Annotated in this window: 27 protein-coding genes and 1 other RNA gene; 6 read left to right on the top strand and 22 right to left on the bottom strand. The window is 63.3% G+C overall.

Going from position 1 to position 22657, the window contains the following annotated elements:
- Positions 1–134: 134 nt before the first annotated feature.
- The 5 genes from IHE46_RS05320 to IHE46_RS05300 all read right to left on the bottom strand — a co-directional run bounded on the left by IHE46_RS05320 (position 135) and on the right by IHE46_RS05300 (position 2230).
- Positions 135–446, bottom strand: coding sequence for a CHC2 zinc finger domain-containing protein (locus tag IHE46_RS05320; RefSeq protein ID WP_192163565.1), 312 nt, complete (start codon positions 444–446; stop codon positions 135–137).
- Positions 443–754, bottom strand: coding sequence for a helix-turn-helix domain-containing protein (locus IHE46_RS05315; protein ID WP_192163564.1), 312 nt, complete (start codon positions 752–754; stop codon positions 443–445). Before IHE46_RS05315 ends, IHE46_RS05320 begins: the two co-directional genes overlap by 4 nt.
- A complete protein-coding gene (locus IHE46_RS05310) occupies positions 754–981 on the bottom strand; it encodes a hypothetical protein (protein ID WP_225562803.1) in 228 nt (75 codons plus the stop codon). The genes IHE46_RS05315 and IHE46_RS05310 overlap by 1 nt, the downstream gene beginning before the upstream one ends.
- A gap of 95 nt (positions 982–1076) precedes the next feature.
- The gene (locus tag IHE46_RS05305) at positions 1077–1727 is read right to left on the bottom strand and encodes a hypothetical protein (protein WP_192163563.1); all 651 of its coding nucleotides are present in this window, start codon (positions 1725–1727) and stop codon (positions 1077–1079) included.
- A 191-nt stretch (positions 1728–1918) separates the two neighbouring features.
- Positions 1919–2230 (bottom strand): hypothetical protein, encoded by a 312-nt coding sequence (locus IHE46_RS05300; RefSeq protein WP_192163562.1) that lies wholly within the window; start codon positions 2228–2230, stop codon positions 1919–1921.
- A gap of 278 nt (positions 2231–2508) precedes the next feature.
- On the opposite strand from IHE46_RS05300, the gene IHE46_RS05295 reads away from it, so the two are divergent.
- Positions 2509–2838 carry a hypothetical protein gene (locus tag IHE46_RS05295; RefSeq protein ID WP_192163561.1) on the top strand — a complete coding sequence of 110 codons (330 nt, stop codon included), beginning with the start codon at positions 2509–2511 and terminating at the stop codon, positions 2836–2838.
- A 192-nt stretch (positions 2839–3030) separates the two neighbouring features.
- Here the strand turns inward: IHE46_RS05295 and IHE46_RS05290 are convergent, their stop codons facing one another.
- Positions 3031–3723, bottom strand: a complete 693-nt coding sequence (locus tag IHE46_RS05290; RefSeq protein WP_192163560.1) for a hypothetical protein — start codon at positions 3721–3723, stop codon at positions 3031–3033.
- Between IHE46_RS05290 and IHE46_RS05285 the strand changes: the two genes are divergently transcribed.
- The 3 genes from IHE46_RS05285 to IHE46_RS05275 all read left to right on the top strand — a co-directional run bounded on the left by IHE46_RS05285 (position 3722) and on the right by IHE46_RS05275 (position 5974).
- Positions 3722–3943 carry a hypothetical protein gene (locus IHE46_RS05285; RefSeq protein ID WP_192163559.1) on the top strand — a complete coding sequence of 74 codons (222 nt, stop codon included), beginning with the start codon at positions 3722–3724 and terminating at the stop codon, positions 3941–3943. The genes IHE46_RS05290 and IHE46_RS05285 overlap by 2 nt on opposite strands.
- A gap of 427 nt (positions 3944–4370) precedes the next feature.
- On the top strand, positions 4371–5111 hold the full coding sequence (locus IHE46_RS05280) for a hypothetical protein (protein ID WP_192163558.1): 741 nt from the start codon (positions 4371–4373) through the stop codon (positions 5109–5111).
- A 101-nt stretch (positions 5112–5212) separates the two neighbouring features.
- A complete protein-coding gene (locus tag IHE46_RS05275; protein WP_192163557.1) occupies positions 5213–5974 on the top strand; it encodes a hypothetical protein in 762 nt (253 codons plus the stop codon).
- Positions 5975–6584: 610 nt separating this feature from the next.
- Here IHE46_RS05275 and IHE46_RS05270 read toward each other — a convergent pair.
- From IHE46_RS05270 to ssrA, 4 genes are all read right to left on the bottom strand, one after another.
- Positions 6585–7061 (bottom strand): hypothetical protein, encoded by a 477-nt coding sequence (locus tag IHE46_RS05270; protein ID WP_192163556.1) that lies wholly within the window; start codon positions 7059–7061, stop codon positions 6585–6587.
- Positions 7058–7810 carry a TIGR04255 family protein gene (locus IHE46_RS05265; protein ID WP_192163555.1) on the bottom strand — a complete coding sequence of 251 codons (753 nt, stop codon included), beginning with the start codon at positions 7808–7810 and terminating at the stop codon, positions 7058–7060. The genes IHE46_RS05270 and IHE46_RS05265 overlap by 4 nt, the downstream gene beginning before the upstream one ends.
- Positions 7811–7863: 53 nt before the next feature.
- A complete protein-coding gene (locus tag IHE46_RS05260; RefSeq protein ID WP_192163554.1) occupies positions 7864–9087 on the bottom strand; it encodes an integrase arm-type DNA-binding domain-containing protein in 1224 nt (407 codons plus the stop codon).
- Between the two features lie 164 nt (positions 9088–9251).
- Positions 9252–9603: a transfer-messenger RNA gene (ssrA, locus tag IHE46_RS05255) on the bottom strand.
- 373 nt (positions 9604–9976) lie between these two features.
- On the opposite strand from ssrA, the gene IHE46_RS05250 reads away from it, so the two are divergent.
- Positions 9977–10492, top strand: coding sequence for a PepSY domain-containing protein (locus IHE46_RS05250; protein ID WP_192163553.1), 516 nt, complete (start codon positions 9977–9979; stop codon positions 10490–10492).
- 97 nt (positions 10493–10589) lie between these two features.
- Here IHE46_RS05250 and fabV read toward each other — a convergent pair whose 3' ends face one another.
- The 10 genes from fabV to IHE46_RS05200 all read right to left on the bottom strand — a co-directional run bounded on the left by fabV (position 10590) and on the right by IHE46_RS05200 (position 20179).
- Entirely contained in the window at positions 10590–11792 is a 1203-nt protein-coding gene (fabV, locus tag IHE46_RS05245; protein ID WP_192163552.1) for an enoyl-ACP reductase FabV, read from the bottom strand.
- A gap of 109 nt (positions 11793–11901) precedes the next feature.
- Positions 11902–12630, bottom strand: coding sequence for a copper homeostasis protein CutC (locus IHE46_RS05240; RefSeq protein WP_192163551.1), 729 nt, complete (start codon positions 12628–12630; stop codon positions 11902–11904).
- Between the two features lie 168 nt (positions 12631–12798).
- The gene (locus tag IHE46_RS05235; RefSeq protein WP_049620931.1) at positions 12799–13005 is read right to left on the bottom strand and encodes a cold-shock protein; all 207 of its coding nucleotides are present in this window, start codon (positions 13003–13005) and stop codon (positions 12799–12801) included.
- Positions 13006–13187: 182 nt separating this feature from the next.
- Positions 13188–13940 carry an S-methyl-5'-thioinosine phosphorylase gene (locus IHE46_RS05230; RefSeq protein WP_192163550.1) on the bottom strand — a complete coding sequence of 251 codons (753 nt, stop codon included), beginning with the start codon at positions 13938–13940 and terminating at the stop codon, positions 13188–13190.
- Positions 13937–14479 carry an NADPH-dependent FMN reductase gene (locus IHE46_RS05225; protein WP_192163549.1) on the bottom strand — a complete coding sequence of 181 codons (543 nt, stop codon included), beginning with the start codon at positions 14477–14479 and terminating at the stop codon, positions 13937–13939. Before IHE46_RS05225 ends, IHE46_RS05230 begins: the two co-directional genes overlap by 4 nt.
- 23 nt (positions 14480–14502) lie before the next feature.
- Positions 14503–15051, bottom strand: coding sequence for a hypoxanthine-guanine phosphoribosyltransferase (locus tag IHE46_RS05220; RefSeq protein ID WP_192163548.1), 549 nt, complete (start codon positions 15049–15051; stop codon positions 14503–14505).
- The gene (gene nagZ / locus IHE46_RS05215) at positions 15048–16064 is read right to left on the bottom strand and encodes a beta-N-acetylhexosaminidase (protein WP_192163547.1); all 1017 of its coding nucleotides are present in this window, start codon (positions 16062–16064) and stop codon (positions 15048–15050) included. The genes IHE46_RS05220 and nagZ overlap by 4 nt, the downstream gene beginning before the upstream one ends.
- Complete coding sequence (locus tag IHE46_RS05210; RefSeq protein ID WP_192163546.1) at positions 16064–16588, bottom strand: CYTH domain-containing protein; 525 nt, start codon at positions 16586–16588, stop codon at positions 16064–16066. The genes nagZ and IHE46_RS05210 overlap by 1 nt, the downstream gene beginning before the upstream one ends.
- Positions 16589–16756: 168 nt before the next feature.
- On the bottom strand, positions 16757–18100 hold the full coding sequence (rlmD, locus tag IHE46_RS05205; RefSeq protein ID WP_192163545.1) for a 23S rRNA (uracil(1939)-C(5))-methyltransferase RlmD: 1344 nt from the start codon (positions 18098–18100) through the stop codon (positions 16757–16759).
- Positions 18101–18157: 57 nt separating this feature from the next.
- Positions 18158–20179: a hypothetical protein gene (locus IHE46_RS05200; protein ID WP_192163544.1), complete on the bottom strand. Its 2022-nt coding sequence runs from the start codon at positions 20177–20179 to the stop codon at positions 18158–18160.
- Positions 20180–20222: 43 nt separating this feature from the next.
- Between IHE46_RS05200 and IHE46_RS05195 the strand changes: the two genes are divergently transcribed.
- Positions 20223–20930, top strand: a complete 708-nt coding sequence (locus IHE46_RS05195; protein ID WP_192163543.1) for a response regulator — start codon at positions 20223–20225, stop codon at positions 20928–20930.
- 15 nt (positions 20931–20945) lie between these two features.
- Here IHE46_RS05195 and recO read toward each other — a convergent pair whose 3' ends face one another.
- Both recO and era read right to left on the bottom strand, forming a co-directional pair.
- A complete protein-coding gene (gene recO / locus IHE46_RS05190; protein WP_192163542.1) occupies positions 20946–21659 on the bottom strand; it encodes a DNA repair protein RecO in 714 nt (237 codons plus the stop codon).
- Between the two features lie 16 nt (positions 21660–21675).
- Entirely contained in the window at positions 21676–22611 is a 936-nt protein-coding gene (era, locus tag IHE46_RS05185; protein WP_192163541.1) for a GTPase Era, read from the bottom strand.
- Positions 22612–22657 lie beyond the last annotated feature (46 nt).

The following is a 22657-nucleotide window of genomic DNA, read 5'->3' as shown; positions in this document are numbered from 1 at the left end:
CACTATCGAGAGCGAGCGCGATCTACCTCCGTGTGCTGGGCATCGAGCACGCCAGCCTTTACCCGCTGCCATCACACCATCAAGGCGCGAGAGCAGTAGCCCTACGGGATCAGTCACGATTGAGCGCACGGCACTCATCCGCGCCCCCTAAGCCCGATCAGATCCCGCACCGCTTCCTTGAACGGCAGTTCGGTGCGGGCCATGTGGAAGGCCACCATGTCGCCGTGGTTACCGCAGGTGTCACAGCGATAGGCGCCCTTGATGCCGATCAACTTCACGCTCAGGGATGACTCGTAGTCATCGTGGAATGGACACAACGCCATCGCCCAGCCGTTGGCTGCGACGTCACCCAGCTTGTCCAGGTGCTGCGTGTAGTAGGCAGCCGGATCGGGCAAACGACTGTGCCAGTCCTTGGGCAGGTAGGTATTGGAGGTGCGCCCCATCATCGCGAGCCTCCCGACATCAGTGTGTACAGCGCGACGTTATGGTGCTGGCGCCCTTCCGTATCGGCGCGACTGATGCGCACGGTGACGATGGGGTGGCCGGCTTCGCGAAGTTCCTTCACGCGCATGGCTGGATGCATGACATTCAGATCACGGCGTGCCGTGATGGTGTCGATGGCCTTGCACTTCAGGTGGGCCAGGAGACGATGCCGCTGAGCGCCGGTGGTGGTATTGTTGAGGCTCGAAAGTTTTTTGGTTTTGCCCTGACGCCCGGTCCGACCCGGGCGTTGGCGTTTCTGGGGGCGGCTCATTACACCGCCGCCTTCGCCAGCGACTCAGCGAACATCAATACGTCAGCTTCGCGCCAGACGGTGCAACCCGGAGAAAGCTTGATTGGTGCCGGCGCTTTGCCGGCCTTCACCCAGTTCCACCAGGTCGAAGTGGTCACCGGCAACAGGCCAGGGGCACCGGTGCGGCGATTGCGATTGATATCGGAGACGCGCAGGTAAGCACGCGTTGCTACTGCTTCGGTTGCCATGTGACCGCCCTCGTTTGGTTTGGACGGTCGAAGGATCGTGTTTTAGAAGCAGGGCATCTAAGTAGAAAACCCTACTTGTTTTTGCAAATGGTCATTCAACCCTTTCCTTTTGCACGCCTGATAGGCGGCACGGCTATGCGCGCAGCAGCAAGGGCATTTGCCTCAATGCCAGCAATCTCGAACACGCCGCTCACCAAGTCGACAAAGGCGCCATAGGTGTCATTGAAGGGGTCATGCACGATCTTGGGGGACTTCCCGGTGATCGCATGAAAATGGAACGCCAGCACCTTAGCGACCCCTTGGACGTACAAGTTGGCGGGTCTGCCATACGTGACATTGGGCACCTTCGATAAGTCCACGCTGGAAGCGTGCGCTGTGATCATCGCCGGATCGATGGGCCCGTATCGGAGCACACCACGCGATGCCAGAACATCGATTGTTGGACCGTGGATTTTGGTCAGATATGTGGCCAGCTTAACTACAGGGTCAACCTGCCCTTTGCGGATGGGGCGTGTAGCCCGTTTTGCATAGTTGATGATGCGATCAACTTCCGCCTGTACCCGTGTCTTGCCGATGCGGTGAAAAGCCGGTGATGGAGTACCTTTTTGATTCGCCGGCACATTGCACACCAGCACCATGACCACACTGGCGGCGGTGTCCAGCTCATGCGTGATGCCTTCTTTTGCTGGCAGTTTCTTGAACTCCGCCAAGACCTGCACGCGCAAGTCATCGTGCTGTACTGCCATGCGCACACCTCTGCGCCCTTCAAAAGGTGCCGCGCCAGCCGGGGAAGGTGCCCGGTTTTCGGATGGCCGTCCTAGGCGCAGCGTGAACTGTCAGGCGTGACCGATCAGGTCGTGCGCCTCATCGAGCATTTGTACTACCGCTTCGGCTATCGCAGATACCTCCCCGCCATTACCCCCTGCGGAGCGCATCATCAAAGCGACAATTCGGTTGCTTTGGCAACGTGTTCACGCAAGTGATCGCTCAAGCTCTCGCATTGGCAGTCTGCAAGGTTGGCAAAATCCATAGCGATGTACCGCGCGGCACTCAGCATGTCTGCTGCATCAGAATGCGGCCCCTGCATTTCTTGTTTGGATGCTACGTTCAAAATCGCACCGATCCAGCGAAGTGCGTTGGACGCAGTCTCAAGGCTCGCGATCACATCTTCAGGCCACTCTCCCAGCACTTGGTGGACAGTGGCGACACTGTTGTCTTCGGGGACGACAGCAACGTTTTTCGGCTTCATGGTCATGCTCCACCTCTGCAGTTGATGCTGAAGGAGCCACCTGACCGTTGCGGCAAGGTGGCGGACGTGCAGGGTTGGCGAACCGGGGATATAGGAACCCGGCCAGCCCGAAGGCTGCCCTGCACGCCCACCGTAAAGCGGGCATGACACAACGGACACAAAAAAAGCGCCATCGGCGCCGTTGCGCCTATATCTACTCAGGTCGCCAAACCTGGCCCCCGAATTGGCGGGGGCGGTGGCAATATGCGCCTAATTCAACGGGACTGCAAGGGGCAGGTATGCAAGACAAAAACGCAGGCGCAATGCTCCTTGCATGGAGGAAAGATGTACTTGATTACGCAAAGAACATCGTGTTCGTGATTGGCTTGCAAGCCGTGGCCATGAAACTTGTTGAACAGCATGGCGGGTTAGGTATCGAGTGGTGGCAGTATGTGTACGCAGCCCTCATCGTTCTAGTGACAGGGCCGCTCTCTTCCTTCGCTACGACATACTTCTTAGATTGCATGAATGTCAGTAGCAGGCGCCTGTACTTGCTGGCAAATGTCCTTGCGATTATTAGCGTGTTTGCCGCCGGACAAGTGACGAAGACTCATCTTTTAGGCGGTTAGATCGCCTTCTGCTCGATCGCCACTTCACGGATAGATACAAGTGAATTCACCCGGAAACTATCTCACCGCGAGAAGCCGATCGAACCGTGGATGCTCAACAAAATGAAAGACCTCACCAGGCGCAGCTCATAGCCGCAATGTGGCTGTGGACACCTAGCGCTGGTGGTTCGCCCAGGGAAAGCCAGGATAGCGTCAGCAGGGTGGCGTGGTGCACGGCGAACAATTTCTCTGCAAATCTTCCACAGTAGGCTCTCCAGCAATCGTCAATGGTCTCGCGTAGGGGCTAAGCGCGTGGTGCGCACGCCAAATCGAAAGCAAAACGACGGGAACTCTTTCAATGATCTTGGAGGCGAACTCGCGATCGTCAGCGTTGGAATTTACTGTTGTCGATTGCCCAAGGGCGATTCGCGCCGTTCGGAGAATGACGCCATAGGCCTCTATTACGTACGGAGCAACCCCTGCCCCAAGTTTCGGCAGCGACTCACGATATGCCTCGAAGGACGGCATGTTGAGCCATTGCACACGTCTAAGCACGTTGTGCAATTCCTGATCGCTGAGATGGCTACCGTCATGCCCCCATTGCAGGTGGCTGGCTGTCAACAAGCTACGAATGGTTAGTAGGTCCACAATGAGGGCGTTCGCAATCGAAGAGCGAAGCTCAGCCATAGCCAAATCATCCTTTCGGCGCTGGGAGAATCCAGCCGAAAGCGCCACTACAACAGCAGCGATTGTGCCGATGGCAGAAAACCACGTAGCCACATCGCCTAGATGAAGTCCTTCGTTCCATTTCGCATGCGGTGGATAGAACAAGAAGCATGTCACGAACACACCCAAGAACGCCCATCCACATGCCCATATCGCTTTCCGCGCGAGGTTCGTCTCCATGCGTGAACTCCCCCTCCTGCTCAATGGCGCGATGGTGCGCGCGATCCTCGACGATCGCAAGGCGCAGACACAGCGAGTGATGCAGCCTCAACTAGCGGATGACATCACGCCGGCAGCATTTCCGAACGAAGCCGTCCACGGGCTGACCTCCTCAATCGTTCACTGTCATGCTCCCGGGTTGTTTGTGGCGTGGATGCTTGCCTTCCTCATTGCCTCGTGAATCGCTTGCTCAAGTGTTGCTTCCGTTGCAGTCACATCGAGAGCGCCGCGGCGTCCCCGGTGGCTAGTCAGCACAACCCGCCACAGAGAATCCTCGTGATCTACCAGAGTGCAGAACGCCTCAAGTTCTCCACCCCACTCATCCAAGACCTTGATCATCAATTCCATGGTTTCCCCCTTGTGAGTCGCCCCATGGTCTATACCCTCCTAGAAGGGCGCAAGTAGGTGCACCGATGAGAGCGGACCGGCGCCACCTTAACTAGCAAATAGCCCGGGAAGCAGGAGATCCCGCATCTGGCGAGGGTGCCTCTTGGGTGCTACCTTCCGCCCAGAAGTGCAAGGGGCGGCAGCATCGCCATGTCGGCGTGCGTGCCTGATGGAGCGTAGGGAACCGGCGCACTTGATGCGTCACCGGGGGAAAGGACAGCATGAGCATCGGATGGGCAACCATTGTGCCTGGCACTGAGATGCCAGCAGGCGACGGTGTAACAGGAGCGATACGGTGCATCTTGGCATCGTCCGGACGTTCAAATTTCGCCGCCATCGTCAAGCGTGACGCCATTCAACAGGTAGTTGCCGAAGCGTTTTGCGCATTGCTTTTACGTGGCTGGGGCGCTCCTGTCCCCGACCCATACTTAGTCGCCGAAGCCAACAACAACGTTGCCTTTGGGAGCGCAGACGCAACCTATCCAAACCTCAACCAACGGCTAGGAATCGCAGGATTTGCGATAGGGAGCGCAGAGCATAAGGCAGCCTTAGAGATCGCTACGCGCCTCGCGAGTCAGCTCCCCTCTGCGCCTCTTGTAGCCGCTGCTGACGAAGCAATCGACAACCGCGACCGAAATCTAGGAAATATTCTGTGGGATGGCACAAACGAAGCCTGGATTGATCACGCGTTCGCCCTAGGGAATGGTGCGCAGCATCTTGATGACGTGAACAAGCTATGCCAAATGGCCATCTACAGTGGACTGTCTGAGGAAATGCGTTCAGCCAGTACTGCACAATGGTTGCTCATGGATCGAGACAGGCCGGAAAATGCGAAAAAGGAACTTGATGTCTTCACCGATACAAGCATCCAAGTGCGCTTTGTTACTGACCGCTTGAACCAGTTAGGCATGCGCCTCCTGGCTCGATTTCCCACTCCCCAAGACCTACTATCCGGTCAATGAACGCAATCATCCAGCCGCCCATAGCAAGCGTCATTGAGGCAGCGCGCTCACCCTGGCGCCCTCTTTTTTGGGAGCCCGTCAATGGAACGGGCGAGCGACTTATGGCTGGCGCCATCTACATGCACGATGGACGCTTTGGCAGCACGCGCATCATTCGTGACGACGTTCTGGACAGCCTCTATGGGAAACAATCTGCTGGCGCCAGAAAGCTCATTGAACATGGCCTCGCCATCTTCCGCGAAGCAGCAGGAGCAGCGAACTCACTGGATGGTCTGAGCGCACCCATCATGGGATTGGTTCCGGGAGAATTACGCAGCACAGCTGCCCGATCCTTGCCGGAGCTATTACGAACGATCGCCCTTTTACATTCCAGCTTGGCCAATCTCGACAAACTGGAAGAGCTTGAAGAGTCGGACGCACCGATGCAGGAAGAGGTCAATCGCCGCTTCAGCACCGAGATTCGTGAGTTGACCGTCAAGGAGCGGCCCGATCTATTGAAGTACTTCGGGCGAGAAGCCCAACTCGTAGACGGCGGCCAAAACGTGCGCTTTGGTTTCTGTTCACCTCGTGTCGTCGCGCACTTCAACGTGCTTCACCCCATCCGGGTCAGTGCAAGCTTGCGTGATGCACGCGCACGCCTCTTCGAACTTCAGCGCGTCAAGTCGATGATTCATTTGCCAAAAGCCGCGCTTATCGGTGCAGTTACGCGCGATGACGATGCCACTCTGGGAGCAAAGCAGCTCAATAACCTGCATGAAGCACGCCGTGAAGTCACTGAGGAAGCATCCGCTGCGGGTATAGAGTACTTTCCCGTTACGAATGCATCGGATGGCGCTCAGCGTGTTCTAGAGCTAGCTGGCTGAGCGCGCGGCCAGCCTTGCGCTTGAACGACACCACGTCGTTATCAAGCTCCACGGTGCCAGGTAGTCGGAACCCTGCCCGTCTCCTCGCCAAACAAATCGAGTGCGCTCTACAGATGCAGCAAATCGTGTTCAAGGACAAGACAAGTAGCCTGTAATGTCGTCCGCCAGGAAACAGATTGCAATCTTAGAATGGTCACGACGTCGGCTCGATCACCCAGTCTTCCTGCTCAGCTAACCTAGCCAATGCTTCTTTGAGCTTCTCAAATCGAGATCCGGTCATGCTTGGAAGCGGCTCAATTTGTGCATGAGCCACGTTTTCCGGCAACTCCCTTGCCCACACGTCTACTTCAAAGTTATCTGGAGCCGGCGCGCCGATAGGAATGCCTATACTGCGTACAGATGCCGTGAGAAGACGTACAACACCGTCGGTCGCTTCTGCCTTAGTCTCCTCAGCTGATCGTAACGCAGCACGATCAACAGACGGCTTCCTACTTTTGTCGTTAAAAGCCGTACTGGACAGACGCCTGGTTGGTCGGATGCTGTGGCATTCCCTCGACCGTACACGTCGATGGAGCCACTCCTGATCCGATACATCCCCCATTTTGACTCTTTACGCCTCGCTCAACCAAGTCCATAAAGGGCTAAACCCAGAGTTGGTTACGCGACCATCCTCCATCTCCGTATCGATATTCATGCCCCACACCTTGATGAAGGTGACGTTCGCGGCACGGATGTAAATGGTTAGCTTCTTCTCACCTTGCCACCACTCGAAGACTACATTTCCATCCTCATTAGCTGACACATGAGGCTGAGCCCACCGGTGCCCGGAAGTAACAATAGACCTATGGAACACGCGAATAGCTTCGAGAGAGGACTGCACAGATTCAGCTCTGGGCGCGGGGCTGCCATGCCCGTCCCAATCGTTGCCATAACTGGAAAGCCGCCGTATCGATTGAAGAGTCGAATGCAGGGGCAAGTCAGCCACTGTTTGACCATCGGATGCCTGGGGAGCATAGGCCCGCCCTATCGGCATATCGGACACCGACGCTGTCTCTGATGGAATCGGGTACGCCTCGGCAAAGTTCATGCGATTAGCCCCCTGGTGTGATCTGTGATGCATGCTTCAAATACTTCATTCTTTCGGACACGAAAAGCATCAAGATGCTGCCACACCTCATCTGAATCTGTGTCAAGCTCCGTTGGCGCAAACAGATCAAAATCCAGCATTAAAGCGGCTCCACCTAGCTGATTGCCTTCGGCAAGAGTGCTGTTGATGATGAGCTGCGCATTTCGAGCCACCTGCGACTGAGGGAGCGACAGCTGCATGAAGTAGCGATCTAGCGGATCACCCAAAGCTTGCGGCACACAGGGATAAAGCGACGTAAACAGACTGCAGTCACTCCAACCGTTGGGAACGGAAATGCGATTTATAAATCTCACAGCGTATCGAACGACGGCCGTCGGTTTGAATAAGCGCTTGTAGATACCCCAGCATTCAAGTGCCTCTGCGCGAAAGGTTGCCCAGTCCGTATATGGGGCCAAATGACTGTAGGCAAAGCCACCCTGCTGAAACTGAAGTACACGACTATTGTCGCCCGTGTGGAGGCGAACGCCGATGCGACGTTGCCCAAGATTGCTACTTGCTTTCTTCTTGGCGACTTCGCCTAGCTTCAAGGCCAGTTGAACTTGGGCAAGGTCTTCTTGGATCGGAAAGCGCTGCTTAAGCGTTGCAGCGGCCCTTTTCAGGGCATCGAACGTAGGCTCGGCGCCAAAGCGCACTCGCAGATCTATCACGGCCTCAACGATAGGTGCGTTGCGATAGTGGACGTCGGTCATGGCCTAACTTTTGTCCCTTGGGCTTTGCAGAGTGTACGAACTATTAACGGGCATCACCACCGTACTCCCCTGGCTCTAGCCTTGATTGCTATCACCTTTCCATCCACACGTAGGCTGTCTAAGTAGTCAGCCCACCCCTGCATCATCTTCCGCCGCTCCGGTAGGTGCGCCGTGCGGTTGTAGGCGCGCCCGTTCGGGTCTTTCACGGCATGCGCCAGCTGGTGCTCGATGTAGTCGACGCGATAGCCCAACACCTCGTCTAGGATCGTGCGGGCCGTGGCGCGGAAGCCGTGAGCGGTCATGACATCTGTGCCGTAGCCCATACGGCGTAGCGCGGCGTTGATCGCGTTGTTGCTCATGGGCCGACGCGGCGAGCGGCCACCGGGAAACACGTACTGTCCTCTCCCTGTCAGCGACTGTAGTTCACGCAGGGTCGCTACCGCCTGATCGCACAGCGGTACCAGGTGCGGCTGGCGCATCTTCATCTTGCCGGCGGGGATGTTCCACTCGCCCGCGTCCAGGTCGAACTCTGTCCATTCCGCATGCCGGAGCTCGCCGGGGCGGACGAACAGCAGCGCAGACAGCTTAAGCGCCGCGCGCGTGGTGGCATCGCCCGTATAGCCCTCGATCGCGCGCAGCAAGCCGCCCAGCACCAAGGGATCGACAATCGCGGCATGGTGGCGCTCTGCCGGCGAGGCGATCGCTCCCTTGAGGTCTGCCACGGGGTTACGGTCGGCCCGCCCTGTGGCGATGGCGTAGCGCATAACCTGGCCGCAGGTCTGCAGGACACGGTGAGCGGACTCGATGGCACCACGCTCCTCCATCCGGCGCCCTACCCGCAGGAACTCCGGGGCGCTCAGCTCAGCCACGGGTCGACCACCAATGTACGGATAGACGTCGTTCGCCATCCAGGCCTCGACCTTGACCCGGTAGTGCTCCACCCACGTCTGCTTGCCCAGCCACTCGCGAGCGACCACCTCGAAGCTGTTGGCTGCACGCTCCTCGCCTGCCGCTTTCTCGGCCTTGCGGTGCTCACCGGGGTCGATGCCTGCCGCCAGCAGCTTGCGGGCCGCGTCGCGCTTCTCACGAGCATCAGCCAAGCCGGTGTCGGGGTAAGTGCCCAGCGACAGCAGCTTCTCCTTACCCCCAAAGCGGTACTTGAGGCGCCACCACTTGGAGCCGTTCGGGCTGTGCAGCAGGAACAGTCCGCCACCGTCTGCCAGCTTGCGGGGCTTCTCGGGGGCGGGTGCTTTCCGGATCGCGGTATCGGTCAGCATTGGGGGTAACACTCTATGGGGGTAGGCCTGTTACCCCTGAAGTTACCCCCACCTACCCCCGGATTGCAATGCATGCCCCCGGACGGCATTGGACAAGAAAAAGGCCGGAACCGTTGCTATTGCTAGGGTTTCCGGCCTTTATTGGATGCCGTTGGACGGCTTATTGGTGGAGGTGGCGGGAGTCGAACCCGCGTCCGAAGGCGCTTGACGCCCAGTACTACATGCTTAGCTCACCGTTGAATCTCGTCCCGCGACAGCACGATGTGCGAAGCGCATCGAAGGACCAGCCTGCTTGATTTAGCCCTGACCGACAGGCGGCAGCTTCGGGCGATCCCGTGATAATGACCCTACACCGACGAGCACGAGCACAAGTGGGTTCGGGGCTAGGCCTTAAGCGGCCAGAGCGTAGTTGTCGTCGTTGGCAACTATAAGTTTGCTGCTGGATTAACGAGGAAAGCTGCCCCCTCGGCATGCACCAAGCCATCTCACTACCCCCGTCGAAGCCAGTACACCCCCGGGGAAACGGTATGGCCAAGCAAGTATATGGGGTCGCTACGCACGGCATCAATCGTGTCGCGCCATTGAGCACGCAGCCAGACACGGCATGCCGCTTCTGATCGGTGGATGCGCAACCACCCCGCCTGCCCTTGCTCCGTTCACCTCTCGTCTGCATTCGAAGCACCATCGGATCTACGCGACCCCATTGGCAGGCAACTGAACCGAAGCCTGACCTTCACCCTGCGTCCACGCTTTTTTTCACGCAACCATTCCGAACGCGATGCTCTCATCGATGTCGCCAGTGTCACCCCGGTGACCTGTGCCATCGCGACTGTCGCGCCGTGAACCTCTCCTGCCGGCACGATCCGTACCCATCATCAAGGAGCGCATCATGAGCAAACGCCTGCTTTCCCTCTTGGTTGGACTGTCGATTGGCGGCGTCGCCTTCGCGCAAACGCAGCCCTCGCCGCCTGCGCCGATGGCCGCGTCGTCCATGACCCACACCACCACGACCACCACTACGAGTACGTGGTCGGCGCAACCGCCCAACGGCGCAATGAGCGAAACCGCGATCAAGACCGCGATCGCCAATGCCGGCTACAAGGAAGTGAAAGGCCTGGAGTTCAAGGACGGCGTATGGCGCGGCAAGGCCCGCGGCGGCAACAAGAAGTGGGTCAAGCTGGCCGTCGGCCCCGTTTCCGGCAGGGTCTACCCGACCGATGCGCCGTCCAAGCTCGACGAGGACGAGGTCAGCGCCAAGCTGACTGCGGCCGGCTACCAGAACGTCAAGGACACGAAATTCGACCACGGTTTGTGGAGCGCCAAGGCGAAGTCCAGCGACGGGCACAACGTCGAGTTGCTGGCCGATCCGAACGACGGCAGCGTGGTCGCCCAGTCGCATGGCTGATGCGCTTCCGGATAACGGATGCATCCGGCATCGCACGATTTCCTGCGCATAAAAAAAGCCCCGCGATGCGGGGCTTTTTTTGGATCGGGTCAGGCGCTCACATCTCCACGCAGTCGAAACGGCGATCCGTGTCCACCTCGGCGCCGTAGTCCACGTCGCTGCGGTCGAAACCGAACAGCTTGAGGAACTCGTGCTTGTAGCCGTCATAGTCGGTGACCTGGCGCAGCGTCTCGGTGGTGACGGTGGGCCAGAGCGCCTTGCAGGCATCCTGCACGTCGTCGCGCAGCTCCCAGTCGTCCAGGCGTACGCGGCCTTCGCCGTCGGTGGGCAACGCCGCACCGTCGGCACGGTAGAGGCGGTCGTGGAACAGGCGGTTGATCTGCTCGATGCAGCCTTCGTGGATGCCCTTGTCCTTCATCACACGGAACGCGATGGAGACGTACAGCGGAATCACCGGGATCGCGGCACTCGCCTGGGTGACCACCGACTTCATCACACCCACGCGGGCATCGAGCCCGGCGTGGCGCTCGCGCAGCGCCTTGGCGGTGTTGTCCAGGTGCTGTTTGGCCTGGCCCAGCGTGCCATGCCAGTACATCGGCCAGGTGATTTCGGTACCGATGTAGCTGTAGGCGATGGTCTTGGCCTCCGGCGCCAGCACGCCGGCCTTGCCCAGCGCGTCGATCCACAGTGCCCAGTCCTCGCCGCCCATCACGGTGACGGTGTCCTTGATCTCCTGCTCGGTGGCCGGCTCCACGCTGGCCTGGATCACCGTGTCCTTGTTGGTGTCTACGGAGCTCGCGGTGAAGGTCTCGCCGATGGTCTTGAGCGCCGAGCGCACCACCTCGCCGCTGCCCGGCAGCTTGCGCACGGGCGAAGCCAGCGAATAGACGACGAGGTCGATCGGGCCGCCCATCTCGTTCTTGATGATCTCGATGGCGCGTGCGCGGGTCTCGTCGGCGAACGCATCGCCGTTGATGGACTTCGCGTACAGGCCGGCCTGCTTGGCCAGCTTGTCGAACGCGGCGGCGTTGTACCAGCCGGCGGTGCCGGTCTTGTCCTCGCTGCTGGGCTTTTCGAAGAACACGCCCAGGGTGGCGGCGCCGTAACCGAACGCGGCGGTGATGCGCGAAGCCAGGCCATAGCCGGTGGAGGCCCCGATCACCAGCACGCGCTTCGGGCCCTTGTCATCGTGGTGGATAGCGGCCTGGGTGGTGGCGATCTGCTCGGCCACGTTGTGCTCGCAACCGACCGGATGGGCCGTGACACAGATGAAGCCGCGCACTTTGGGTTTGATGATCACTGGGCTCGCTCCGCAAGGGAATGGCAAAGCGGCATTTTAGCGAAGGTGGGGGAACATGCGCTGCGGTAGGGAAGACGGCCCCTCCTGCCCCGCCTTCCCAGCGCAGGAACTAGGGTTGCCAGGCCTTAACCAGTGCACGCACCTGCTCCACGTCGCTGCGCAGCTCGCCGCCTTGCATGTCGGTGAGCAGCGAGGGCCGATGGCGCATGCCCGAAGGCAGCTGCCGTTTGGCCGAGGCGTGGATTTCCTCTGCGCCGGTGGCTGCCGCCAGCGCGGCGATATTGCGGTCGGTGACGCCGGCGCCGGGCATGATGCCGATGCGGCCGTTGGCTTGCGCGATCAGTCCGCGGATCAGCGCAGCGCCGTCCATCGCGCTGGCCTGTCCGCCCGAGGTGAGCACGCGCTCGCAGCCCAGTGCGATCACGTCGTCCAACGCGCGATGCGGATCGCGCACGAGGTCGAAGGCGCGATGGAAGGTGACGCCGAGGTGCCCTGCCGCGGCGATCAGGCCATAGCAGCGCTCCATGTCCACGTCGCCATCCGCATCGAGCACACCCAGCACCACGCCGTCGCACTCCAGGGCCACGCAGGTTTCGATGTCGCGGCGCATGGCCTCGCATTCGTCGTCGTCGTAGAGGAAATCGCCGGCGCGCGGACGGATCAGTACGTACAGAGGAATGCGCAACTGTTCGCGCACCATTGCGATGACGGCATGGGAAGGCGTGAGACCACCCAGCTCCAACCCACTGCACAGTTCCACCCGCCCCGCCCCGCCGGTCTGCGCGGCCAGTGCGGAAGCCACCGAGTTGGCGGCGATTTCAAGCAAGCGGGTGCTCATGTCTGCGGGATGCTCTTCAATGTTTGGAGGGGTGGATCGTTGCGACTCCCATCATCGCGGGAATCGGACGGGCAGCCAACCGCGGCTGCATGCCCCAACAAAAAGCCCCGCGCCGTGGCGCGGGGCTCGATTTGCTGCATGGCCGGCACGCAGACCGGCCACCGTAACTCAACCCGCGATTTCGACGCCCGAAGCCTGGGCGCCCTTCGGGCCTTGGGTGACTTCGAACTTCACGCGCTGACCTTCCTGCAGGCTGCGGAAGCCCTTGGAATTGATGGCCGAGAAGTGGACGAACACATCTTCCCCACCATCCTCGGGTGCGATGAAACCGAAACCCTTGGCATCGTTGAACCACTTGACCGTACCGAAACGCATTGCTGGAACCTCTGGAAGCCTGGACAGGATGCACGCGGTCGAGCTCGAACCATTCCCCTGATTAACCTCCCCGGTGCCCGGAAAGTATCAACATGTTTCAAGGCAAAGCGCAATACGCCAGTGCCGCCACTCGGCACGCCGTCGCATTTGATGCGGTGCATGCGCACTGCGGCAACGCACCGTCACATGCGCAGCATGGCTTCCAGCAGGCGCGGCACTTCAGCGGTGGCGGCAGCGAGGTGGGCGAAGATTTCCTCGATGCTGATCTCGGCCTCGTCGCCGCAACCGGCAGCGAAATTCGCCACCAGGGCAAGGCAGGCGTATTGCAGACCCAGCTCGCGCGCCAGCGCCGCTTCGGGCATGCCGGTCATGCCGACCAGGTCGCAGCCGTCGCGGCGCATGCGCGCGATCTCCGCGCGGGTTTCCAGCCGCGGCCCCTGCGTTGCGCCATAACAGCCGCCGTCGATCACCGCGATGCCGGCCTTGCGCGCGGCCTGCAGCAGGCGATGGCGCACGGCGGCCGTGTACGGCTCGCTGAAGTCGATGTGGTTCACCTCGGCGCCCTCGATGTCGCAGAAGCTGGTGTAGCGGCCGTGGGTGTAGTCGATCAACTGGTCGGGCACCACGATGGCGCGCGGCCCCATATCGCCGCGGATGCCGCCCACCGCGTTGACACCGATGACCGTGCGCGCGCCGAGCTGATGCAGCGCCCACAGGTTGGCGCGGTAATTCACCCGGTGCGGCGGCAGGCTGTGGCTCTCGCCGTGGCGCGCGAGAAAGGACACGCGCCTGCCCGCGAAATCGCCCACCACGATCTCGCCCGAGGCTGCGCCGAACGGCGTCTCCACCGCATGGCGGCTGGTGTTTTCCAGCCCCGGAAATTTGTACAGGCCGCTGCCGCCGATGACGGCAAGATCGATCGGATGGTTGCTCATGGAAAGGTTCCGAGGAAATTGTGGAGATGGCGCGCCAGCAGCTCGCGGGTGCGCTCGTCGGTCAGCCGGCCGTCGGCGATCTTGGTGTGCGCCTGGAACACCAGCACTTCGCCCTGCGGCTCGACCAGCGCACCGGCACGGCGCAGCACCAGTCGCAGCTGATCCTGCGCGCGCACCGTGCCGGTGATGCCCGGGCTGGCGCCGACGATGCAGGCGCGCTTGCCGGCCAGCGGCGCGGCTTCCCGGGCGATACCGGGGCGCGAGATCCAGTCGATGGCGTTCTTCAGCACGCCGGTGATGCCGCCGTTGTATTCGGGACAGGCCAGCAACAGGGCATCGGCCTGCGCCACGGCATCCTTCAGTGCGGCCACCGGCGCGGGATCGCCTTCCTGCTCCACGTCTTGGTCGAACAGCGGCAGGCCGTGCAGGTCATGGATGGCGAGGGTCGCGCCCGCCGGCAGCAGTTCCTGCGCGGCGTGCAGCAGCGCGGTGTTGAAGGAAGCCCGGCGGAGACTGCCGGAAATGCCGAGTATGTTCATGCGTGCCCCCGTGGATGCCCCGTTCAACGCAACGCGTAGATGGCCGCCAGGTTGCGGCCCTGCTCGTGGTAGTCCATGCCGTAGCCGAACACATAGCGGTCGGGCAGCACCACGCCGTTGAAGTCGGCAGCGATGCCTTCGACCAGGCGATCGTGCTTCTTGCAGCACAGGCTGGCGATCAGCACGCGCTTCGCGCCGCGGCGCAGGCAGTCGTCGCGCACGGCCTTCAGCGTGTGGCCCTCGTCGAGGATGTCGTCCACCAGCAGCACGGTACGGCCGGCGAGGTCCACCGCAGGCTCGCGCAGCCAGTGCAGTTCGCTGCCGCTGGTCGCGCCGCGGTAGCGGGTGGCGTGCACGTAGTCGAATTCGAGGTCGGTGCGGATCGAGAGAGCCAGTTGCCCGGCGAACATCAGCGCGCCGTTCATCACGGTGAGGAACACCGCTCGTTCGCCATCCAGCGCGGTGTCGATGCGGCGACCGAGGTCGGCGATCACGGTTTCCAGTTCGGCGCGCTCGAACAGCACGTCGGCATTCGCCAGTGCGTCGCGAAGCGAGGGAGTTTTGTCGTTCATGCGTTGCCCTGTGCGGCGTCCAGCGCCGTGATGCGCGCGACGAAGCGGTCACGCTGGGGATTGTCGGTAAGGCTGTCCCAACTGGCGCCGATGGCGCCGCGCAGCGCAGCCAGCCGCTCGGGATGCAAGGACGGGCGGCCCACCATGGCGGCGATGGCTTCGTCCACCACGTCGGGGAAGCAGGCCAGCACCAGGTCGCAACCCGCGTCCAGGTGGCCGTGCACACGCTCCGCCACGCCGCCGGCCACACCCGCGGCGGCCATGCTGATGTCGTCGCTGATCGCTGCGCCGGCGAAGCCCAGTTCGCCGCGCAGGATCTCGGTCGTCCACTTGCGCGAGTAGCCCGCCGGCAGCGCGTCCACCGCGGGATAGACCACGTGCGCCATCATCACCGCCTCCACCCGCGCGGCGATGCATTCGACGAACGGGCGCAGATCGTCGCGGCGGATCAACTCCAGTGGCCGTGCGTCGACCGCTTGCGCCTTGTGCGTATCCACCGCGATCGACCCGTGGCCGGGGAAATGCTTGAGCACCGCGGCCATGCCGGCGAGATGCATGCCGCGCACGTAGGCGGCGGCGAGTTCGGCCGTCACGGCCGGATCGGCATGGAAGGCACGCGTGCCGATGGCCGCATTGCCGCGCGCCAGATCCACCACCGGCGCAAAGCTGAAATCGACGCCGCAGGCGCGCAGCTCGCTGGCCATCACCCATGCATGCTCTTCGGCGAGGCGCACGGCTTCGTCGGGGTCGCGGTCGTAGACGTCGCCGATACGCGCCAGCGCCGGCAGGCGCGTGAAACCTTCGCGGAAGCGCTGCACCGGACCGCCTTCCTGGTCCACTGCAATCAGCAAGTGTTCGCCGCCGATGTCGCGGATGGATTCGCACAGCGCCATCAATTGCGTGCGGTCGGCGTAATTGCGTGCAAACAGGATCACGCCCGCCACGCCAGGGGCGGCGAGCCATGCGCGTTCGCGCTCGGCGACTTCGAGTCCGGCCAGGCCGATCAGCAGCATCAGGCATTCGCTCCATCGTTGGCGTCGCGCTCGGCCTGCGTCCAGCGGGCATACGGGTGCGCGACCAGGTTGACGTTGTAGTAGCGTGCCAGCGCGCTCACTTCGCGCCCCAGCCACGATGGCCGCGGAAATGCCGCGTCCACCTGCGGCAGCTCGACTTCGGCTACCACCAGGCCGGCATTGTCGCCCAGAAATTCGTCGATCTCGAACAACACACCCTCCACGGTGACGTGGTGGCGCCGCTTGCTCAGCACGCCGTCGCACAAGGTCGCGAGCAAGGCATCGGCATCGTCCGGCGGGATCGCGTAATCGTACTCGGCGCGCTCGATGCCCAGCCGCGCGGCCTTGATGTTGATCCACGCCTCGTCTCCCGCGTGACGCACGCGTACCGAAGCGCGCGCATGCCCCGCCGCCAGCGCCGCTGCGCCGATCAGGTAACCCTGTGCAAGGTGTTCGCTGCGCTCGACCTGCGCTCGCCAGCTGTCGTCGCGCAGAAGGAATTTGCGTTCGATCTCGATGCCCATCGGCAAATGCACCTTGTTAGCGACGATGTTCCCACGGGAACGCGGTGTTGGTGAGAAGTGCTGCCATGGATAGCCGCCCTTTGACTTTCGCATGCCGCGGTTGGATGCACGAGCTACCTCGCGGGTGGTCGCTCCATGCATCCCTGCACTCCGGGAGGAACGCTCGAATCATCTCTCGAATACGGCAATCGACTCGACATGAGCCGTATGCGGGAACATGTCCATGACACCCGCCGCACTGAGCCTGAAACCGTGCTGGTGGACCAGGATGCCCGCATCGCGCGCCAGCGAAGCGGGGTGGCAGGAAACATAGACGATGCGGCGCGTGGCCTTGTGCGGCAGGTAGGCCAGCACCTGGTCGGCGCCGGCGCGCGGCGGGTCGAGCAGCAGCTTGTCCCAGGGCTGGCGCGCCCAGTCGGCGCCGCTCTGATTCTCGAACAGGTTGGCGACGTGGAAGCTCGCATTGGCAATGCCGTTGCGCCGCGCGTTCTCGCCCGCGCGCTCGACCAGGCCGTGTTCGCCCTCCACGCCCGCCACCTCGGCCACGCGACGCGCGATGGGCAGGGTGAAGTTGCCCAGGCCGCAAAACAGGTCGAGCACGCGGTCGGTGGGCTGCGGGTCGAGCAGTTCCATCGCACGCGCCATCATGCGCTGGTTCATGCCTGCATTGACCTGCACGAAATCCAGCGGCCGGAATTCCAGTTCCACGTCCTCTGCGCCGCCGCCCGGCGACAGCTTGAACGCCAGCCGCGGCGCTTCCGGCCACAGCGGATGCACGCTGCTCAAGCCGCCGGGCTGCAGGTAGATCGCGAAGCCGTGCTGCTGGCCGAAGGCGGTCAGCGCAGCGCGGTCGCCTTCGCTCAGGGGCTGCAGATGGCGGAACACCAGCGCGACGGTATCGTCGCCGGCGGCGAACTCGATCTGCGCGATGTCGGCCGCCGCATCCAGCGAGCCCACCAGCTCGCCCAGGAGTTCGATCTTCTCGCCCAGCGCGGGATGCACTACGTCGCAATGACGGATGTCGGCCACGTAGCGCGGATTGGCGTCCTCGCGGAATCCCACCAGCACGCGGCCCTTCTTCGCTACCGCTCGCACCGAAAGGCGGCCCTTGCGACGGTATCCCCAGGGCTCGTCCACCAGCGGCGGCAGCCAGCTGGCCGGTTCCACCTTGCCGATGCGCGCGAAATTGTCGGCCAGCACGCGCTGCTTGGCGGCGATCTGCGCCTCCGCGTCGAGGTGCTGCAGCGAGCAGCCGCCGCATACGTCGAAGTGCGCGCATCGCGGCGTGACACGATGCGGCGAGGCGGTGAGAACCTCGACCACCTCGCCCTCGTCGAAATGCCGATGGCGCTTGCGCAGGCGCAGACGCACCCGTTCGCCCTCGAGCGCGCCGGCGACGAACACCGCCTTGCCGTCGATGCGGGCCACGCCGCGGCCATCATGGGCAAGGTCGGTGATATCGGCTTCGAGTTCGGCGGCAGGTGCGCGGGAACGGGAGTTGGATCGGGACATGGTCTGCAGGCATCGGCACGGCAAGGGCAGACCGGACATTATCGCCGATTCGGCTGCTCAGTGAGGCGCCGCCGCATGGCCGCTCGTGGCTTCGCGCAGGCGCCGCTGCAGCGTGGGCCAATCCAGCTTGGCCTGGTGGCCGAGTACCTGCAGGTGCGGCAGGCCGCTGCCCTCGACGATGGTGAAGCCTTCTTCGCCGGTCGACAGGCCGCCCAACTGGCAGATCCCGTCCTGCAAAGTGCCATCCAAGCCGATGCGCTTGTAGCTGAAAGTCTTGAAGAGTTTCAGCATGGCGCCCTGCAGGCCGCTGGCCACGCCGCCGCCGCCGATCGCGGCAAGATTGTTCACCGCGCGCTGGCTGATGCGGCCGCCGCCGTCGGCCAGCAACGAAGCCTTGAACCCGGTGGGACTCCAGTCCACCAGGTGCAGGTCGTCGACAAAGCCATGCAGCTTTCCGGTGATATTGCCGATGTCGAAGACGCCGGTCACCGCCGACAGATCGAGCTGGTCGAGCTTGAAACTGGCGACCAGCACCGGCGCCTCCCCGAACGGTTGCTGTAGGGAGAGACGGCTGATGCCCACGGTGCCGCCGAACACGCCCGCCGAGAGGCCACCGCCCAGTTCGAGGCTATCGTCGGCCCAATGCACGGAAGGAATCGTCCCGCTTAGTGTGCCGGGGATGACCGGCCAGTTCAGCGCACGCGTAAGGCTGGCCATATCCACCCCGGCGACGGTGAGGCTGGCGGCCAGGCGCTGCCCCTTGGCCGCCTCTGGGTGAAATTCCAGGTCGGTCAGCCGCACTTGCCCCTGCAGCACCGGCAAGGCGGCCGGTTGCGACAAGGACAAGCTGCCGTCGCGGCTCTGCCAATGCGATTGCCCAGCCTCGACCGGGATGCGGTAGTACTGCATGCCCTGCCAGGCCAAGGTGGTGACGGGTCGATTCCCCTGCGCCGCCCAGTCCAGACTGCCGCGCAGGCCGCTCACCGCGAAGTGCCCGTCGCCGTCGGCCAGGTCCAGGCCATCGGTATCGAACGCGAAGGCATGCAAGCCGTCGCTGCGCAGATCCAGCCGGCCATTTACGCGGCCGGCAAGGCGCGCATCGCGCAGGCCCAGCGCAGCCTGCCAGACCTGGCCGTAGCGCTGGCCGGCCAGCGGGAAACTGGCGTGGAAGTGATCCAGCTGCAGCTTCTGCAGATTGCCTTTTGCATCGAACGCCAGAGCACCATCCAGCTGCAGCGCATCGGCATCGTCCACGCGCAGCCGGTCAAGCGACAGCGCGCCTTGCCGGGAGCTCGCGTTCACGTCCACTTGCACGGGATGCTCGGGCAATTTCGCGTGCAGCGCGCCGAGCGAAAGCTCGCCGCCCGTCAGGCTGCCCTGCAGGGTGACCCGGCTGGCATCGCCGCCGCTGTCGAAACCGAAACGCCCCTTGCCGCTGACGCCCTGCCCTGCTGCCGTGCCGTCGGACTTGTCGAAGCCGAGCCCATCCAGCGTGAACTGGCCTGACGACTGTACGTCCGCGCTCTCCGCATCCAGGGCGAGGTCGGCATCCACCCGGCCGGCAATCAGCCGCCCCGACCACAGCTTGCCCAGCACACCCTGCAGCCAGCCAACCGGCAGCTGGCGGAGTTTGATCTCGGCGTGGCTGGGCTGGTCCAGCGGCAGCCACGCACTGGCCATGGCTCTGTCCTGCCGCAGCTCGACCTGCATGGTGTTGGCGTCCGGGCTCACCGTCCAGGTCATCTGCGCATTGCCCAGCGCACCGCCCGGCGCTCCGCGCAGCTGCACGCGGCCGTCGAACGTCCAGCGCAGCTGTGCATCCCGCTGCAGGCGGCCATCGAGGCGCAGGCCCACATGGCGCCAACCCATCGCGGCAACATCCGCCTGGCTGGCCTGCAGATGCAGGTGCAGGCCACCGGCCGGGTCCTCGCTGATCACGGCGCTCATGTCCTGCAGACGCAGTCCCGGCAGGCTGACCTGCTTCGCCGCGACCGTGACGTCCGCACGCGCCGGCAACGCCAGGACGATGCCCATCAGCAGGAGCAGGCAAAGCAGCGGGTGGCTTGATGTCGGGCGCATGTACGGCCATTCTGCCAAAACCAGCTGAACCAAGGACTCGGTCATGCCCTCCGCCCCTGTTGCCCCCTGGCCGCCGCACGTGCTGGTGGCCGACGACGACCCGGCCAGCCGCCGCTTTCTTTGCGATGGCCTCCGCTCGCTGGGCGCCCAGGTGCAGAGCTGTGCCGACGGCATCCAGGCCCTGCAGCTCGCCCGCGATCAGGCTTTCGGGCTGCTGTTGCTGGACTGCCGCATGCCCGGCGCCGGCGCGCGCGAAGTGCTGGCGGCCTTGCGCGCGAACGGCGGCGCCTCTTCCGACAGCCTGGCGGTCGCCAGCTCTGCCGAGCTGGACATGCCCAGGCAACGCGAGCTGCTGGCTTTCGGCTTCCACCATGTGCTGCGCAAACCCTGCGGCATCGCGGAGCTGCAACGCGTGCTGGCCTTGCTGCCCGGCGCCGTGCCCGTGCTGGACGACGAGGCGGCCCTGCGCGCCAGCGGCGATACCTCCACCATGCAGGCACTGCGCCAGCTGCTGCGCCACGAACTGACCCAGTTGCATCAGGACCTGGGTGCGCCGGAATACGACGGCACGGCGCTCGATGGCCGGCTGCACCGGCTGCGCTCGTCCTGTGGCTTCTGTGGCGCCCCTGCGCTGGCCGGCGAAGCGGCCTACCTGCAGCAGCGGCTGCGCGAAGACCCGCGCGATAGCGTCCCCGCCATTGCGCGATTCCGCGATGCGCTCGCGGCCACGCTGCGGGCACTGGGCGACTGAAAGCCGTCAACGGGATCAGCGCTGCGGCTGCATGCCTGCCAGAACGCGCCAGGCGCGCAGCTCGCCGCCACCAAGGTGGTAACGGATCACTTCGCGCATCAGCCGGCGCAGCGCCGCCATGCCCGTGCGGTCTTCAGGCATGCGGTCGTCGGCCAGCGCCAGCAGGTCGCTGCCGCTCAGCGCGTGCGGCGCCCCCGGAACGCAGCGGAGCGCGCCCTCCTCCACGTCGTAGCGGTAATGCGCCTGAGGCTGCAAAGGTTCATCGCTGCCGGCCTCGTGCGTCAGCTGCAAGCCGTAGCCGATCGCCGCCAGCAGATCGCGTTCGAACCGGCGCAGCGTCCAGCCTGGCGGCTCGTTGGCGGCCAGCCGCGCCAGGGTCTGTGCATAGGCATCGAACAATGTGGGCTGCGCGTCCTGCCTCGCGGTAAGGCGCACCACCAGCTCGTTGAGGTAGAGCCCGGCCAGGCCGTGTTCACCGGCCAGCCTCAGCGGCATGCCTACCACCTCGGCGCCGGCCAGCGTGGCCAGCTCGCCGCGCAACAGCAGGTCGAGCGCCAGGGATTGGAAGGGTTCCAGTTGCGAGCGTCGCAGGCGCGCCCGCTCTCCGCGCACCCCGCGCGCAACCACGCCCAAGCGGCCGTGGTCGCGCGTCAGGCATTCCAGCAACAGCGATGTCTCGCGGTAGGGCCGCGCATGCAGCACATAGGCGGGTTGCTGGTCGAGGCGCATCGCGGCCCGGCAGGCGTCAGTCGGTGTAGCCGAACTTCTTCAGCATCGCCTCGTCGTCCACCCAGCCCTCGCGCACCTTCACCCACAGCTTGAGGAAGACCTTGCGCTCGAACAGGTGCTCCATGTGGCGGCGTGCGGCGGTGCCGATGGCCTTGAGCTGGGCGCCGCCCTGGCCGATGACGATGGCCTTCTGGCCATCGCGCTCCACCCAGATCACCGCGTGGATCTCGGCCACGCCGTCAGGACGATCGTTGAACTGCTCGATCTCCACCGTGGTGGCGTAAGGCAGCTCCTGGTCGAGCCGCAGCATCAATTGTTCGCGCACCATCTCGGCGGCGAGGAAACGCTCGCTGCGATCGGTGATCTCGTCTTCGCCATAGACCGGTGCACGCACCGGCAGTCGGGCGAGGATGGCGCGTTCCAGCTCGGCCAGGCCCTTTTTCTTCAGCGCGCTGACGTAGTGAATCTCGTCGTAGGTATGCTTCTCGCTGAGCGAGGCCACGAACGGCAGCAACGCGCCCTTGTCCTTGCTCAGGTCCACCTTGTTGATGACCAGGATGCGCGGCGCCTTCTGCTCCGTGAGCGCGGCGTACAGCGCCTCGTCCTCGTCGGTCCAGCGGCCGGCCTCGATCACCTGCACCACCAGATCGACATCGCTGATCGCGGCACGCGCGGCACGGTTGAGGCTGCGGTTCATCGCCCGCTTGGCGCCGCGGTGCAGGCCGGGCGTATCGACGTAGAGGATCTGCCCCGCCTCGCTGCTGGCGATGCCGAGAATGCGATGGCGCGTGGTCTGCGGCCGCGGGCTGACGATGGAGAGGCGGAAGCCGATCAGCGCATTGAGCAGGGTCGACTTGCCCACGTTCGGCCGGCCGGCCAGCGCGACCAGGCCGCAACGGTAGTCGCCGTGCGGCAGCGCGGGGCCGGCATCGATTTCGATGGTGTGGTCCATGGGGTGACGAATGCTCGGTGGAGTACGGCCATTGTAGTGCGCGCGA

Origin of the sequence: Rhodanobacter sp. DHG33 (genome assembly GCF_014843005.1) — a bacterium.
In the GTDB taxonomy this organism is placed as follows: Bacteria; Pseudomonadota; Gammaproteobacteria; order Xanthomonadales; family Rhodanobacteraceae; genus Rhodanobacter_A.
This window is presented reverse-complemented; position numbering and strand designations above follow the sequence as displayed.